Annotated in this window: 13 protein-coding genes; 5 read left to right on the top strand and 8 right to left on the bottom strand. The window is 43.5% G+C overall.

The annotated features are described in order from the left end of the window. Window positions 1-39 precede the first annotated feature (39 nt). Window positions 40-954, top strand: coding sequence for a DMT family transporter (locus QWZ04_RS09805; protein WP_290327436.1), 915 nt, complete (start codon window positions 40-42; stop codon window positions 952-954). 106 nt (window positions 955-1,060) lie between these two features. On the opposite strand, the gene QWZ04_RS09800 is transcribed toward QWZ04_RS09805, so the two are convergent. Beyond that, window positions 1,061-1,333, bottom strand: a complete 273-nt coding sequence (locus QWZ04_RS09800; RefSeq protein WP_102525239.1) for a hypothetical protein — start codon at window positions 1,331-1,333, stop codon at window positions 1,061-1,063. 158 nt (window positions 1,334-1,491) lie between these two features. Here QWZ04_RS09800 and QWZ04_RS09795 point away from each other — a divergent pair, with 158 nt between their 5' ends. Next, complete coding sequence (locus tag QWZ04_RS09795) at window positions 1,492-1,884, top strand: nitrous oxide-stimulated promoter family protein (RefSeq protein WP_290327430.1); 393 nt, start codon at window positions 1,492-1,494, stop codon at window positions 1,882-1,884. 41 nt (window positions 1,885-1,925) lie between these two features. Here QWZ04_RS09795 and QWZ04_RS09790 read toward each other — a convergent pair whose 3' ends face one another. From QWZ04_RS09790 to QWZ04_RS09765, 6 genes are all read right to left on the bottom strand, one after another. Continuing rightward, window positions 1,926-3,806: an Lnb N-terminal periplasmic domain-containing protein gene (locus QWZ04_RS09790; RefSeq protein ID WP_290327428.1), complete on the bottom strand. Its 1,881-nt coding sequence runs from the start codon at window positions 3,804-3,806 to the stop codon at window positions 1,926-1,928. Between the two features lie 72 nt (window positions 3,807-3,878). Further along, the gene (locus QWZ04_RS09785; RefSeq protein ID WP_290327426.1) at window positions 3,879-4,358 is read right to left on the bottom strand and encodes a DUF3015 family protein; all 480 of its coding nucleotides are present in this window, start codon (window positions 4,356-4,358) and stop codon (window positions 3,879-3,881) included. Between the two features lie 191 nt (window positions 4,359-4,549). Further along, complete coding sequence (locus tag QWZ04_RS09780) at window positions 4,550-5,557, bottom strand: S1 family peptidase (RefSeq protein ID WP_290327424.1); 1,008 nt, start codon at window positions 5,555-5,557, stop codon at window positions 4,550-4,552. Window positions 5,558-5,716: 159 nt separating this feature from the next. Beyond that, entirely contained in the window at window positions 5,717-6,766 is a 1,050-nt protein-coding gene (locus QWZ04_RS09775; RefSeq protein ID WP_290327421.1) for a S1 family peptidase, read from the bottom strand. Between the two features lie 130 nt (window positions 6,767-6,896). Continuing rightward, on the bottom strand, window positions 6,897-8,024 hold the full coding sequence (gcvT, locus tag QWZ04_RS09770; RefSeq protein WP_435433601.1) for a glycine cleavage system aminomethyltransferase GcvT: 1,128 nt from the start codon (window positions 8,022-8,024) through the stop codon (window positions 6,897-6,899). Window positions 8,025-8,276: 252 nt separating this feature from the next. Further along, window positions 8,277-8,900, bottom strand: a complete 624-nt coding sequence (locus tag QWZ04_RS09765; RefSeq protein ID WP_290327418.1) for a helix-turn-helix domain-containing protein — start codon at window positions 8,898-8,900, stop codon at window positions 8,277-8,279. A 435-nt stretch (window positions 8,901-9,335) separates the two neighbouring features. On the opposite strand from QWZ04_RS09765, the gene QWZ04_RS09760 reads away from it, so the two are divergent. The 3 genes from QWZ04_RS09760 to gcvP are packed head-to-tail and all read left to right on the top strand — an operon-like array spanning window position 9,336 to window position 13,942. Further along, window positions 9,336-10,631: a serine hydroxymethyltransferase gene (locus tag QWZ04_RS09760; RefSeq protein ID WP_290327416.1), complete on the top strand. Its 1,296-nt coding sequence runs from the start codon at window positions 9,336-9,338 to the stop codon at window positions 10,629-10,631. 38 nt (window positions 10,632-10,669) lie between these two features. Further along, window positions 10,670-11,050 carry a glycine cleavage system protein GcvH gene (gcvH, locus tag QWZ04_RS09755; RefSeq protein WP_290327415.1) on the top strand — a complete coding sequence of 127 codons (381 nt, stop codon included), beginning with the start codon at window positions 10,670-10,672 and terminating at the stop codon, window positions 11,048-11,050. A 27-nt stretch (window positions 11,051-11,077) separates the two neighbouring features. Next, window positions 11,078-13,942 carry an aminomethyl-transferring glycine dehydrogenase gene (gene gcvP, locus QWZ04_RS09750; protein ID WP_290327414.1) on the top strand — a complete coding sequence of 955 codons (2,865 nt, stop codon included), beginning with the start codon at window positions 11,078-11,080 and terminating at the stop codon, window positions 13,940-13,942. A gap of 266 nt (window positions 13,943-14,208) precedes the next feature. Here the strand turns inward: gcvP and QWZ04_RS09745 are convergent, their stop codons facing one another. Next, window positions 14,209-15,792, bottom strand: a complete 1,584-nt coding sequence (locus QWZ04_RS09745; RefSeq protein WP_290327413.1) for an AAA family ATPase — start codon at window positions 15,790-15,792, stop codon at window positions 14,209-14,211. Window positions 15,793-15,921 lie beyond the last annotated feature (129 nt).

Here is a 15,921-nt window from a genome sequence, read left to right as displayed (position 1 = left end):
GATACTAGCAATCTGTTCAATTAGTTTGATGGAGTTCACATGGTTTATCTATTTCCGCTGTTCACAATTATCATCTGGGGCGGGAACTCCATTGTAAACAAGCTTTCTGTTGAAAGTATTGAACCCAGTGCAATGAGCTTCTTTCGTTGGTTCTTTGCTATGCTTATTCTTACGCCTTTTGTACTGCCATCGATCGTACGCTCATGGAAGGTCATTAAACCTTTTACATTTAAGCTTGCCATTCTCGGACTGCTTGGCATGGTTTTGAACCAATCACTAGGTTATTACGCAGCACTAACGACCAGTGTATCTAATATGGCGTTGATCATTTCGCTTGTTCCGCTCATTTCTATCTTTATCAGCGTCCCATTGCTGGGTAAAAAAATGTCTCCCCTTGGTGTTGTCGGCGCGGTTACCTCTCTATCTGGGTTGGCTTTCATGCTCGGCCAAGGCGATATCATGTTTATTTTCCAGAACTCTGTCACACCTGGAGATGCAATGATGTTGGTTGCCGCTATTGTGTATGCTTTGTATTGTGTCTTGATAAAGAAGTGGAAGATGCCGTTAACGAATTGGCAATTCATCTACATGCAAGGTGCCTTTGCGGTCCTTATGCTGTTCCCGTTGTGGATGAGCAGCGAAGTATTGCTTCCGCCTGTTGAATCATTTCCTTTGGTTGCTTATGCCAGTTTAGCGGCTTCCGTTATAGCGCCGTGGCTTTGGGTAAAATCGATTGATGCAATCGGCGCAGATTCCAGTGCGATGTTCATGAACCTGCTGCCAATCATTGCTGTAGCGCTTGCTTCAACCTTGCTGGGTGAGAGTATTTCAGAGTTCCATATTATTGGCGGTATCATGGTGATTTCAGGAGTGGTCCTGGCTCAGATTAAAAAACGTCAGATCCCAACAGTTAGAATTGCTACCACCACAGAACAAGCAACAAAACCTATATAAAAATATCTGTCCATTAATAACAAGTCCATTAACTACAAACCAGCAAACAAAAAGGCCCGTTACTGACTGAAGTAACGGGCCTTTTCAATTTGTATTCTCAACAGGGCTAGTCTTCGTCCATCCAGCTCATTTCTGGCAGTTCGTCTAAGTGAGAATTGTAGCGTTTCAGATTAAAAGCAGATTCATTTTTCATGACATCGAAGACTTCTAATGCGAGTGCACATGCCATCATTTCAATCGCTTCTTCTCTTTTTGTACCCGTCATCATTAAGCGCATTAGCGTTTCTTTGACTTTAATAGGGTCACCATCATTTAATTGGTTCTCCACTATCTCGCGCAGATCATCTCCGCTCATTACGCTGTCTTGCTCGGTCGTCATTGTTATTCTCATTTACGGTTGAAGTCCCGATTGTAACAGAGCAGTAGTTTAGGTTCTACGCAATACAGAGTCCTAGAAAAAAGTTCTAATGATCTATATTCAACGCCCATAACTTAATATAAACTTACATTTGAAATGTACCTTTATAAGCCTGTATTATGCAAAGCTCATCAATACTCATCAAGTCTCTTAATACAGAATTCAAAACCGTTTCTGCTATGGTCGAGATATACTGTAAAGCGCATCACAACACCCAAGGCCTTTGTAGCGAATGCGCAGCTCTTATCGCCTATGCTGAAACCAAACTTGACCGTTGCCCTTATGGTGATAAAAAGCCAACGTGTAATCGTTGCCCTATTCACTGTTATAAACCGGATCCAAAGGAGCAAATGCGCTTAGTAATGCGCTACTCTGGCCCGAGAATGTTACTGCATCATCCCCTTTTGGCGGTTCGCCACCTTGTTCATGAGAAAAGGCCCGTGCCTGACCATGTGCCACGAAACAACTCAAATCGATTTAAACGTAGAGACAACGCACCAACTAACGAATAGCGTGCATATTCGCTATGTTAAGCAAACTAGCGTTTCGTTTGTTAGAAATAAGCCGAGTAACTTAAATTCATTTCAGTCGCGATATCATGGTTTAGAACAAATCTAACGTCCCAGTCTTGGCTATCGCCAAAGCGGTTATCCCATTTTACGGCCACTTTTCTAATTGACTCAGTACCAAAGGTTGTTGATGGCGTCACGACCAAGTGAGTTTTCCAGACTTCGTTCGCCGTATAGAGCGCTCCGAATTCAACACCAACTCCGGTATCTTGTAACTCGGTAAAGTCAGCTTTAAGTTGAGGAAGCGCGTAAAATGAAACGCTGCCGAGCCCACGCTGTGCCCACCCCATGCCAGCATATAACCGCACTCTTTCTTCATTCTTGGTCGACAGATCTTTCTGTTCAACGGTCAAACGACCATTCCATGCCCAACGACGCTCTTTAAATAAGTCTACGTGCAAAAGATTCAGTGTGGTTACATTGAATAAATCGAACTTGCTGAGCCAGATCTCGTCTTGATTAAACTTGACTTCTGTTTCGAAAAATACGGCATTTGAGTCTTTATAGCGAGCGGCTTCTTTTGCCAAAAAGTCGTAATAACCGGCGCGATAACTTAACGTTCCTATTGCACCAAATTCGCTACTATGACCCAAGCTCACGTTGATGCGATTTGGGTTCTGGGCTTCATGCGGAGGGTCATTGGGATTGTCTTCCCACTCCAGCTCTGCAACGGGCAGTTTCAAGCTTGCTAGCATCAACTTGCGTTTTGAAACTTTCGCTTCTTGATTATCATTATCTGTGATGGCCAATTCGTAGTAATCAAACAGTAAGCTAATAATGCGATGTTTGCGTTCGGGTTCAAGGCTTAAAAATGCGTCGCCATCAAGTGCAGCATTATCATCGACAATCGATTTCGTTATCTGTTGTTGCGCACTTGAAAGGGCTTGGTATTTATCGTGAATTCTGGTGTATTTTGATTCGCGTCGATTGATACTGCGAATAAGCGGTTGCCCTTTGTGTTCAATTTTTTTCAAACTTTTGAAAATATCGAGTGGCATATCCCAAGGTTGAAAGCGTGTTAACAGCTCAGAATCATCCTCGAGCACTATTTCGATAAACTTGGCCATTTCTGTAGAGCAATTGCCACTTAAGAAAAGGTAATTGAATTTAACGTCAGATAACTCCCAGAGGTGCGCTTCGAGTAATCTAACTTCATTGTTGCTTAGATTGAGTTCGTATTCCCAAAGCTCTCTTTGTTCATTCTCGGCATAGCCGTATTCCAGTTTATAGTATTCAGCATCGCTGTAACTGGCGTCGTAGCCACCAAACAGCCCGTAGGTTACGTACTTTACTGGGTTGTCATCACGAGAAGCGTCTGCGCCAAAGTTGATGCTCCGATCTAATAAGGGGGAATCAGAATTTTGAACACCTTTCTGCATGTTCAATTTCATGAGCAAGTGACCAAAAAAGGAAGCTGGATTGCCCAAATAACCGGTGACGAAGATTAAGCTAATCGATTCGGTTTTATTCTCGCCTTTCCAAGTATTAAAATTTGGGCAGGCAATCGACTGATCCGCCCACCTTGGCCCTAGAATGCTGTCTAACCATAGTTTTCTGGCAGGGAATCGACATTGTGCATGTTGATTTACATCCCCTTTCACCACCTGATTCATACTGTTGATGGTTGCCAAGAGTTCTAATTCGGGATTAACCGATCCTTTCTCGCTTAAGAAAAACTCTCGGCTATTTATGTCACTGTTGTTGCCTTCAAAATGAAGCAATTTTAGCCACTGGTGACTTTTCGCTAAATCAGAGATAGTAGAATGGGGGGAAAACCAGGTGCCAGCAGCTTGTACCGTTTGTATAAAACTCGCACCTATTACGCTTGTAATAGCGACCAACAACAGACTAGAGCGTCTTGGCATAATGACCTGCAAATAACGTTAGACAAAAAGAAAGCGCACGGAGTTAACATGCGCTTTGTCCACTTTTAATAATTATACAGCGTTACATTGCGCCGAAAATTGATTGATGTTTTTTTCGACTAACAGGAAGTAAGCTTCTGCTTTTTCATTTTGGGGTTTGGAGGCGTAATCGGCTTCAATTACCATGCCACCAAAATCACTGCGAATGCCGTTTACAACGTCGTTTCGCGCAGCCACATCACAATCAAAGATATCTAGCATTGCCATTAAATGTTCACCTTGGCCTTGAGCTGTATCTTCTTCAAGACGTGGGTAGGTGTCGTTAATAAAGTTTGCTGCTGCCCAAAAAGGCCCACCACAAGTGCTTGGAGATAAAGAGTTGGATGTGGTTGCGGTTGTACCTAAATCCCAGGTTACGTTAGTTGTGATCGCCAAGTAGCCGTTCCATGTGGGGCCAGCTATCCAATGTCCTATACCACAGCTTTTCCAAAGGTTTGCATAAGAAGGCGTTGCTGCCATTAGGAGGGCCACTGCCAAGAGTATTTTCTTCATTTTTATCATCCATAATTCAAAGATTATCAATAAACTGTAATCGTACATGAACTGAGTTTGTCATGATGTACAGTATGAAAAACCATTTAAGTGTTTTTGTTTGCAACGCTGTGACATTCGCGGCTGAGAGCCTATTTCCTGAACAGCAAACTAAGTATAGGATAACTTTTGGGTTTTTCTTTGATACTGACTCAATTGTTTTCACGCTTCTGATTAGCTCGAATCCGTCGTTTACGTCTTATCACGGCTCCGGTAAGCATGAACAGCGAAAACAGCCCAATACTGCCTGCGTTTTCTTTACGAGGTTGGCTCACACCAAACTCTAAGTTAGATACACCATTAACGGTATGTTTCGCTGCAACCGCACCAGTCACGACGCTTTGTATCCAATAGCTATAGTCCAGTACTTCCGTAAACACTCCTTGCGATAGCGCTCCTGCATCACCACATGTGCCAGGGCCAAAGCTAGCAATACCAACTTGCCTGAATACGTTACCGTCAAACCACAGTAAGGGCCCGCCAGAATCTCCCTGGCATATGCCGTTTCTAAGCCCAGTCAGGTTACTGTAGTCGCCTTGGGTACACAAATGACTGTTATTGATTGGGCCAAATGTTCGGCAGGAGCTTGGGGATAAATAATTCACTTGGGTTTGTAGTAAGTCAAGAGAGGAATCCACATTGCTAGACGTATTCCCATGCCCTAAAGCGGTAAATACTGCCCCGTTGACTCGATAATTTGCGTCGTCCCCCGATGCAGGCAACCTAACGTAATTATTTGATGGGACATTTTGAATTTCTGATGCGAGTTTGATGATTGCTATGTCGTTGGCCCAAAGGTACGTTGCACCGCCTCGATAGTCGTCTCGAAAATAGAAACTTTCAGCAGGGATTTTTTGCGCTGACCAAAAGTCACGTTCATTGCCTAGTTGAAGTACCACGGTCGTATGATCATTATAATCAGCGTCTTGTACGCAATGTGCTGCTGTCATTACATGCCATGAGTCCAAGATCGACGCACCACAATAGTTCCCGTAATAACCATAGTCTTCTCGACGGTCGTAATACAAACTCGCCATATAAGGGTAACTTGAAATCGATGCTGTATTCCCATTCACTATCATGGGTACAACTTCAAGTTCGGTTGCAATCGTAACTTTTGAAATGCAAAGAAATACAATACTTAGAAGCCATTTGTTCATATATTCCCCTCAACGAAAACACGCTAGTTCGATGGGTCCAACTGAGTCAAAAGCCGTGCGTTTTTCTTTTTAGTCTAGATGAGATATTGAATTTATGTGAAGGGGATCAAAAAAACCCGCTCTTCGCGGGTTTTCTAATGGTATTACTAGATATTATTTCTACTTCTTTTTTCGACTTAAACCAGCAACAAAAAGCATTAATAGTCCGTAAAATCCAAGTGAAGCACCGTTATCTACCTGGTAGTTTTTAAACTTTGCTTTCGCTTCATCAGTTACAACAAATGAAGATGAAACTTTTCCAGAAATCACATCGTCTATCCAATCCTGGTAAGCAAATATCTCGGTGTATGCACTAGCGTAACCATATGGCCTACCACTTTCGGGATCTTCAACCAATCCGCAATCTTTCGTAGCATAACTAGCAACACCAATTTGCTTGTACTCTCCGTTATCTAGCCACAACAACGGGCCGCCAGAGTCGCCACTGCACGCCGAACTGTACTTACCATCTGACTTGATTTCAGATAGAACACAAAGTTTTTTATTACCAGTAGAACCGTGAGAGTTACACGAAGGTGTATAAATCATTACCGCTTGTTCTAACTGTTCAGCAGTGTCTGCTGTAATGCCTCCTCCCAAGGTTTGATTTTTACCATGCCCAATAATAAGTAACTTTTCAGAATCACTACGATAGACATTTTTGTCACTAGCCACATTATTAGAAACATAGCTTGCCGGTGAAACTTGGCTAGTCGGTAAAGGAGATGCAAGTTTAACTAATGCAATGTCATTGGGAAAAAAGTCATCGTTACTGTTTACATAATCCGGATGTCGATAAATTTCCTTTATAGGAATGGCTAATGCTGTTTGGTAGCCACCTTGGACTCCCGCCTCTTCGTATTGAACACCCGTGGCTACTTTCAAAAATAAATTCTTAAACGAGTCGTTTGCACTACTAACACAATGTGCGGCTGTCAATACAAACTCTTGATTATAAATGGTTGCACCACAGATGTTGCCGTAATAATTTGATTCGGAAATACGATCGAAATAGAGACTAGCAAAATATGGAAAATTGCTTACATCTGCGTGGTCTCCATTGATTATTAATGGAGCAATACTAGAGTGATAGGGTGCTTCACTCGCAATAGTTAAGCTAGAAATGGTCAGCAGTATAGAAGAAAGTATGAAGTTCCTTTTTTTCGACATCAGTTTATCCTTTCAAACCTTTTAGAGCGCATACTAGCACCTATCCCAGCTATACTTCTGCGTTATCATACTAATTCCATAAAAAAACCCGCCAAGTGGCGAGTTTTTAAACAACGTTTAGCGCGTACAATTATCCACGATAGTATCGCTGTGGTACGAACGGCATTTTTTCGACCGTCATTGGTAATTTTTTACCACGAACTTCTGCAAACACTTCAGTTCCAATAACGGCAAAAACAGTTTGTACATAGCCCATAGACACTGGCTTACCCGCTGTTGGGCCAGCAGTACCACTGGTTACCACGCCGATTTCGTTATCCTCTGCATCAAACAGTTTGGCACCTTCACGTACAGGCGCTTTTGTTTGACCGACCAAACCAATGCGTTTACGTACTACATTCTTAGTCGCTATTTGATCAAGAATGATGTCTGCGCCTGGAAATCCACCCGCTCGTTCGCCATCAGTACGACGGATCTTGCTGATCCCCCACAGTAGACTGCCTTCAACTGGAGACGTTGTTGTGTCTAAGTCGTGACCATACAAGCATAAACCACATTCAAGACGCAAAGAATCTCGAGCGCCTAGGCCAATCCATTCTACTTCTGAGAATTCAGTTAAGGTGCGAGCCAGCTCTTCCGCTTTATCGTTAGAAACTGAAATTTCGTAGCCATCTTCGCCAGTATAGCCCGAGCGGCTAACCAAGCACGTTTCGCCAACCAATTCAATTTCACGAGTATCCATAAAAACCATGTCAGCCACTTCTGGATTCAACTTCGCTAAAACATCAGCCGCTTTTGGTCCTTGCAGAGCAAGCAGTGCGCGATCTTCAATAACGTCCATTTTAACTGAATCAGGCAAGTTAGCTTTAAGGTGCGCAATATCTTGTTCTTTACACGCAGCATTAACGACCACAAACAAATAGTCACCAAAATTGGCAACCATTAGGTCATCCATAATCCCACCCTCTTCATTTGTGAAGAAAGCGTAACGTTGATTACCTTGTGGTAAGTCGATGATATCTACAGGAACCAATGCTTCTAATGCTTTGGCAGCATCCGCTCCATGTAAGCGTAACTGGCCCATATGGGACACATCAAACAAACCAGCCGAATCACGCGTATGTAAATGCTCTTTCTTTACACCCAGTGGGTACTGTACCGGCATATCGAAACCAGCAAAAGGCACCATTTTGGCTCCCGCTTCTAGGTGCAATGCGTGAAGTGAAGTCTTGTTGAGTACTGTCATTCTATTCTCCATATCGTCAGTTTCTACTGCGCGATGATTCAGTTGGTCTTTCCAATAAACCGCTAGTGTTTCCGATAGTAGATAATGTTTACTCGCTTGGAAACCGTCAATTGCTTTACAACCATCACAATGTGATCTTTAACAAGTTTATTACAGGTGTTAACACAACATTTCAGCGGTTAGAATCAAAACAACGTTTTCACGCGAACAAAAAAGACACATAGAAAACGTTTGCTTTTATTATAGGAAACACAACAGAACTGGTTACTTTGCTGTAACCCAAAGGATATGAGCGTCTTCTTCACTGGTAGAAACCAGCATGTGCCCCATGTTTGCATCGTAATAAACACTGTCACCAGACTTTAATGGCACAGGTTCATAAAATTCAGTATAGAGAAGAACGTCGCCCTCTAGAATAAGCAAGAACTCTTCGCCATCGTGGCGTACCCAATCAGAATAGTCATCGAAGTTTCGGGCATGAATTCTGCTCTTGAATGGCATCATCTTTTTATTAGATAACTGAGTGGCCAACAGTTCATGTTCGTAAGTCGGTGTCGGGTGCGGTTTTCCCTGGCCGGATAAGGTAACATCACGCCTACCCGTTGCGACTTTTTTTCTCGGCGGTTCAAATAGTTGCGGCATATCGATATTAAGACCCGCAGCCAGTTTCTGCATCGCCTGGAAAGTTGGCGAAATCTGTTCATTTTCAATTTTTGAGAGCGTAGAACGAGCAAGACCAGTACGTTTGCTGGCGTCTTCTAACGTCAGTGACAACTCCATACGAATCTCTTTGATCCGCTTACCTAACTTTAACGGCTCTATACTTTCTTGTTGCTGTTCTTTAGCTAACGTTAATGATGGGTATTCATCGTACATGTCTTCAGACATAAGTCCCTCTATCTCTTGTTTCCTAATTCTCTTATTTCATTGTGCACAGAGTCGCCTGAACATAAAAGTAGCAGAGTGTAAATAAACAGTGCGCTGGGTAGCAAAATCGGAAAACGTGTTTCCTATAGGAAATTTATGGTTGAATGTGCGTGCGACAAGCGCTATGTTACAACCTTGTTAGCCGTTCAATGATTTCATTCATATCATAAGTGCCACTTTGGAACGCACTGGAAGAAAATTAGCAAACGTTTGTATTCACAATTGAATATTTTCGCCATTTTTCTCACTGCGCACTGCCAAAGGATGAAATCGCACCGAATTATGCCCATGTGGTGGGATTGACCTCTCCGCATGCCGAATAACAAAAGGAAGATCGTATTTTCGCAAATGGTCAAAGAATCAAGTAAATACGAACTAGCTATAAAGGTCCCTACAATGACTCAATCTTTCAAAACACATAACTTAGAAAACTTCTTCTCAACGAACCTCGCTGCTACAGATGACGCGGTATTTGCTGGTATTCAAGCTGAACAAACTCGCCAAAATGAACAAATAGAATTAATAGCCTCTGAAAACATCGTTTCTAAAGCGGTGATGCAAGCACAAGGCACTTGTTTAACGAATAAATACGCAGAAGGTTACCCTGGACGCCGTTATTACGGGGGGTGTGAGCATGTTGACTCTGTAGAAACAATCGCTATTGAGCGCGTTAAGAACCTATTTCGTTGCGAATACGCGAACGTACAGCCACATTCTGGCGCACAAGCAAACGGCGCGGTGATGCTTGCACTATTGCAACCAGGCGACACGATTCTAGGTATGTCACTTGACGCTGGGGGTCACCTTACTCACGGAGCAAGGCCTGCGCAGTCTGGTAAATGGTTTAATGCTATTCAGTACGGCGTAGACAAAGAAACCTTAGAAATCGACTACGATGCGGTTCGTGAACTCGCCATTGAACACAAACCTAAGCTCATCATCGCAGGCGGAAGTGCCATTCCTCGTACTATCAACTTCGAGAAATTCAGAGCCATTGCCGATGAAGTCGACGCGTTGCTCATGGTTGATATGGCGCACATCGCCGGCTTAGTTGCCACAGGTGCTCACCCTAGCCCAATCCCATTTGCTGATGTCGTTACATCAACGACTCATAAAACACTTCGTGGCCCTCGTGGTGGTCTGATATTGACCAACGATGAAAGCACAATTAAGAAAATTAACTCAGCGGTTTTCCCCGGCTTGCAAGGTGGCCCTTTGATGCACGTAATTGCATCAAAAGCGGTAGCCTTTGGTGAAGCTTTGGGGCCAGATTTTAAGACTTACATCAATCAAGTCGTTTCTAACGCCAAGATCCTTGCAGAAGTATTGCAAACGCGTGGTTGTGACATTGTCACTGGAGGCACCGACACGCATTTGATGTTAGTTGATTTAAGACCAAAAGGACTGAAAGGCAATCAGGTTGAAGACGCGCTAGAACGTGCTGGGATCACATGTAATAAAAATGGCATCCCATTTGATTCTGAAAAACCTATGATTACCTCAGGCATACGTTTGGGTACGCCCGCTGGAACCAGTCGTGGTTTTGGCAATGAAGAATTTAGACTCATCGGTGAATGGATCGGTGACGTGCTTGACGGCTTAGTTGAGCATCCACAAGGTAATGCAGAAGTTGAAAAACGAGTGAAAAACCAAGTTCAACAGCTTTGCCTTAAGTTCCCTCTTTACCAATAATTTTTATAATCGTTACGGATATTTTTGGAGATATTGCAATGGATAAAACACTGAAGTTTACAGAAAGCCATGAGTGGGTACGTGACAATGGCGACGGCACTGTGACCATCGGCATTTCAGAGCACGCACAACAAATGCTTGGCGATGTCGTGTTTGTTGACTTACCTGACACTGGCGACGAGCTAGAAGCTGGTGAAAACTTTTCTTTAGTTGAATCTGTAAAGGCGGCATCTGATATTTACTCTCCAATTTCAGGTGAAGTACTGGAAATTAACGAAGAGCTAGAAGACAGCCCAGAACTTATCAACGAAGAACCTTATGAAGGTGGTTGGATCGTTAAAGTTAAACTGAGCGATGCTGCAGAGCTTGAAAACCTAAAAGACGCTGAAGAGTATGAAAACTCTTTAGAAGACGAATAAGAACATTCGATTCTGGTAGATTAAAATATGACAGAGTTACTTCAACACCTAAGCACGGATAACGAATTCATTGGTCGCCATAACGGACCTAACGATTCAGAGCAAAAGCAAATGCTTGCTGCTATCAACGCAGTAAGTATGGACGCCCTTATTGAAGAAACCGTCCCGGCGCAAATCCGTCTTGAAACACCAATGAATACTGCTCCCGCAATGAGCGAAGCAGACATGCTTACTGTAATGAAGCAGTTTGCTAACCAAAACCAGATCAAGCGAACGTTTATCGGCCAAGGTTACTACAATACCTTTACGCCAAACGTCATTCTTCGCAACGTGCTTGAAAACCCAGGCTGGTATACGGCTTATACTCCGTATCAACCTGAGATTTCGCAAGGCCGTTTAGAAGCGCTGCTTAATTACCAACAAATGGTAATGGATCTTACGGGAATGGAAATCGCTAACGCTTCTCTTCTTGATGAAGCGACGGCAGCCGGCGAAGCGATGACTTTGTGTCAGCGTGCTGGTAAAAGCAAAAGCAAAGTGTTTTTCGTTGCTGATGACGTTCACCCACAAACGTTAGAAGTGGTAAAAACACGTGCCGAGTTCATTGGTTTTGAAGTCGTTACAGGCTCTGTCGATTCTTTACCTGACCACGATGTTTTTGGTGCATTGCTGCAATACCCTGGTACAACAGGTGAAGTACGCGACTTAACAGACGTTATTTCAGCGGCGCAAGCGAAAAAGACGCTGGTTACTGTTGCAACCGACCTACTTGCCTGCGCATTACTAAAACCAGCGGGTGAAATGGGCGCAGATGTTGTTATTGGCAGTGCTCAGCGCTTTGGTGTCCCTATGGGGTACGGCGGCCCACATGCAGCCTTCATGGCAACAAAAGAAAAACACAAACGCACAATGCCTGGTCGCGTTATTGGTGTCTCTATCGATTCCAAAGGTAATCAAGCTTTGCGCATGGCAATGCAAACTCGTGAGCAACACATCCGCCGCGAAAAAGCGACGTCGAATATCTGTACTGCTCAAGCGTTGCTTGCCAACATGGCTTCATTCTTCGCGGTTTATCACGGTGAAGAAGGCTTGCGAACTATCGCTCGTCGTACACACCACATGACGGCAATTCTAGCAGCAGGCCTAACTAAGTCTGGTTACGAACTGGCGCATAACAGCTTCTTTGATACGTTAACCATTAACACTGGCGATAAGTCACAAGAACTGTACCAAAAAGCCCAAAGTGCAGACATCAACCTGCGTAATCTCAATACTCAATTGGGTGTTAGTTTTGATGAAACCACGACCATTGCCGATATTGACGCCCTATTTGCGGTCTTTGGTGTAACGGAAGACGCTAAGGCGCTTTCAGCGGATATTGGGTCAAATGAGTTCGCTGCTATCCCAGAGACATGTCGCCGAGAAACACGCTACCTAACTCACCCAGTGTTTAATACACACCACAGTGAGACGCAGATGATGCGTTACCTGAAAAAGTTAGAAAACAAAGACTTCTCGCTAACGCACGGTATGATCCCACTTGGCAGCTGCACAATGAAATTGAATGCGGCTGCCGAAATGATCCCGGTAACATGGCCTGAGTTCGGCGCACTGCATCCATTTGCTCCGCTTGAACAAGCAGCTGGTTACACCGCACTCGCTCAAGATTTGAAAGAAAAATTGTGTGAAATCACAGGTTACGATGATTTTTCTCTACAACCTAACTCAGGTGCATCTGGTGAGTACGCAGGTCTAATTGCTATCCAGCGTTACCATCAAAGCCGAGGAGAAGGCGAGCGTAATGTTTGCTTAATTCCAAGCTCTGCTCACGGTACTAACCCGGCTACTGCTTCAATGGTTTCCATGAAGGTTGTCGTTGTTAAGTGTGATGAAGATGGCAACATCGACATGACCGACCTAGCAGCAAAAATTGAAAAGCACCAAGACAAGCTTTCTAGCATCATGATCACTTACCCTTCAACACACGGTGTGTACGAAGAGCAAGTACAAGAAGTATGTGACATGGTTCACGCTGCAGGCGGCCAAGTGTATCTTGATGGTGCCAACATGAACGCTCAGGTTGGCCTTACCAGCCCAGGCTTCATCGGCTCAGATGTGTCCCACTTGAACTTGCACAAAACCTTCTGTATACCGCACGGCGGCGGTGGTCCAGGTATGGGGCCTATCGGTGTTAAATCACACCTAGCTCCTTTCCTGCCAGGCCACGTTGAAAACGGCGTGGTAAGCGAAGACTACGCAGTATCAGCAGCCGATTTAGGCAGTGCATCTATATTGCCAATCTCTTGGGCATACATTGCTATGACGGGCAGCGAAGGGTTAACCGACGCAACCAAAGTTGCGATTTTGAACGCTAACTACGTTATGGAACGCCTGCGTCCACACTACCCGGTACTGTACCGTGGTACGAACGGTCGCGTAGCACACGAATGTATTATCGACATTCGTCCGTTAAAAGAAGAAACTGGTATTAGTGAAGAAGACATCGCGAAGCGTTTAATGGACTACGGTTTCCATGCGCCAACCATGTCATTCCCGGTTGCGGGTACTTTAATGGTGGAACCAACTGAGTCTGAAGATTTAGCTGAATTAGACCGTTTCTGTGATGCGATGATCGCAATCCGTGAAGAGACCATTAAGGTGAAGGATGGCGTTTGGCCACTAGACAATAACCCTCTAGTGAACGCTCCGCACACTCAAATAGACCTTTCAAGTGAAGCATGGGATCACCCATACACACGTGAGCTGGCTTGTTTCCCTAGTGTGCAAACCAAAGCCTCAAAATACTGGCCTACGGTAAACCGTGTAGACAACGTATACGGCGATCGTAACTTGATTTGTAGCTGCCCAAGTATTGATAGCTACGAAGACTAGTATTGCTGATGATCACAGATAACCAAGTTGGAAACTGTGATAACCGAGTTGGAAACCGATAACCGAGTTGGAAACTAACTTGAATAACAAAAGGCGAACCATTTGGTTCGCCTTTTGATGTGAGCAATCAAACTGAGTCAATTGCTGCTATTGGTATCTACTGGTTAACATATATCCTTATGATGATTTCGATGTTCATGGCTTACAAACAAATGAAAGCAACATAAAAATCAAGAAGCTAAAGTAAATGTGTTATCAAAACCCTATCACAATCGTGATATGCGGTGAAACCTTTTGCTGAACGCCTCTCGTCCACCTTCCATTATTTCACAGACTTCGTCTCTAATATGTTGCTCTATTAAACTACCACTGGCTTTGATTTGTACTTGTCCTCCGCGAAACTCCATTACATTGACTAGTTCAGCGTCTCCATTTACCACAATGTTAGGGTTATGCGTAACAATGATAATTTGTCGTCGTGCCTTATTATTTTGAATCTGATTAACAATCAAGCTATAGACTAGAGCATTATCTAGATCATCTTCAGGCTGGTCGATAATGATTGGTTCCTCTCCGTGACTTAACAAGAAAGCGAGTATCGCAGCGGCCTTTTGACCAGCAGATCCTCTGCTAATACTTGCAAAATGAGTCCCATCCCCACGTGGTGAGTACTTAACTTCTAGCAAATCATCGGGCTGCCAACAGTCTAACCTTGCCATAAATTCAGGCTCTCGCTCATACCTTTCTGTAAGGAAATCCATGAATCGACGATCAATTCTGTATCCATTTGGTTGTTCACCCAATACCAATGATTTTATAGCACTCTTGAGTTCCCCAAGTGCCGATGTTTTTTCTTCGAAAGTACTACTTGCATTGAAAAGTCCATACAGTAACGAAGTATCATTTCCCTCTTCGTATACAGAAGAAGAGAATCTATCATGCCCGACAATAGTTCTGAATTGACGCTCTGCTTTGGATAAGTCTGAAAATGGTTTGATTGTCATCTGAACATAATCGTTATTGATAAGAACACTACCTATAAACTCTTGCCGCTTAGTCTGTAGTTCACGTCTAAGTTCTAACATCGTATTAAGTACACCTTCCTTTTGTGCACTTACTTCACTCAACCGCGCCTTGTCTACTTCGATGCATTCTAGTTGTTGTTCTATCCTCACTTTTTCTGAAGTCCACGACTCATATTCCTGTGTATTAAATTCAGAGCCACGTTCTTGATATTCACTAACAAGGTCTTGATAACGCTCATCCGACAACACTTTTTGCGTATGCCAATTGGATGATTGAATAGCTTGGTCACGTAACTCCTTAGCTCTAACTATCCGAGTTTTAAGTGTTTCAATTTGGCCTAGTACTTCATTCACTTCAGTTTCAAATGCACTTTGTATAGCAACAAGCTCTTCCTTAAGAGGATCCTCAAGCAACTCTATTTGAGTCGTATTCAAGCTAGGAACGGTTTCTTGAAGCAATTCATCGAAGCTGTTCGAAATATGATCGATGTTACCTGCATTCGAAAGTAGACGGCTTGATGTCGTCATCAGTTGGTTTCGAATCAATACTTGACTATGCCCACCAGACTCAAAGCCATTTATGTCGCTCATCAATTCTTGGAGCCTTGAGTTCTTAGAACCTTCTTTCGAAATGTTGCGACTTAGCTGAACTTCCTCTGAACTTAGCTCCATATAGAGTCGCTGGTGAGGTTCAAATCGAGAATTCCAGCTTTCTATATCTACAATAGGAGAACGATCGACTAGTTCTAAAAGGCTTGTTGGGTTTGAGGCAAGTGCGTTTATTTGCTTTTGGCTGTATATATTAACGGCATACCTTTCACTCACATCGCCTTCATCTACAACCCAACCTCCTTCATCAGCTCTTTCGAACTTTACGCCCCCGTCTTTAGTCCAACTGTAGTGGTCAACTAATATTGGCCACGATCTTAGAGTTTAACCAGAACAATCGTTCTG

The sequence above is a fragment of the Vibrio tapetis subsp. quintayensis genome (assembly GCF_030409945.1).
GTDB lineage: Bacteria > Pseudomonadota > Gammaproteobacteria > Enterobacterales > Vibrionaceae > Vibrio > Vibrio quintayensis.
Note: the sequence above shows the minus strand (reverse complement) of the source record. Positions and strands in the feature narration are given on the sequence as shown.

Excerpts from the sequence above, each read along its gene's own strand:
- QWZ04_RS09805 (WP_290327436.1), top strand. The coding sequence starts at position 40 with ATGGTTTATCTATTTCCGCTGTTCACAATTATCATCTGGGGCGGGAAC.
- QWZ04_RS09800 (WP_102525239.1), bottom strand. The coding sequence starts at position 1,333 with ATGACGACCGAGCAAGACAGCGTAATGAGCGGAGATGATCTGCGCGAG.
- QWZ04_RS09795 (WP_290327430.1), top strand. The coding sequence starts at position 1,492 with ATGCAAAGCTCATCAATACTCATCAAGTCTCTTAATACAGAATTCAAA.
- QWZ04_RS09790 (WP_290327428.1), bottom strand. The coding sequence starts at position 3,806 with ATGCCAAGACGCTCTAGTCTGTTGTTGGTCGCTATTACAAGCGTAATA.
- QWZ04_RS09785 (WP_290327426.1), bottom strand. The coding sequence starts at position 4,358 with ATGAAGAAAATACTCTTGGCAGTGGCCCTCCTAATGGCAGCAACGCCT.
- QWZ04_RS09780 (WP_290327424.1), bottom strand. The coding sequence starts at position 5,557 with ATGAACAAATGGCTTCTAAGTATTGTATTTCTTTGCATTTCAAAAGTT.
- QWZ04_RS09775 (WP_290327421.1), bottom strand. The coding sequence starts at position 6,766 with ATGTCGAAAAAAAGGAACTTCATACTTTCTTCTATACTGCTGACCATT.
- gcvT (WP_435433601.1), bottom strand. The coding sequence starts at position 8,024 with ATGGAGAATAGAATGACAGTACTCAACAAGACTTCACTTCACGCATTG.
- QWZ04_RS09765 (WP_290327418.1), bottom strand. The coding sequence starts at position 8,900 with ATGTCTGAAGACATGTACGATGAATACCCATCATTAACGTTAGCTAAA.
- QWZ04_RS09760 (WP_290327416.1), top strand. The coding sequence starts at position 9,336 with ATGACTCAATCTTTCAAAACACATAACTTAGAAAACTTCTTCTCAACG.
- gcvH (WP_290327415.1), top strand. The coding sequence starts at position 10,670 with ATGGATAAAACACTGAAGTTTACAGAAAGCCATGAGTGGGTACGTGAC.
- gcvP (WP_290327414.1), top strand. The coding sequence starts at position 11,078 with ATGACAGAGTTACTTCAACACCTAAGCACGGATAACGAATTCATTGGT.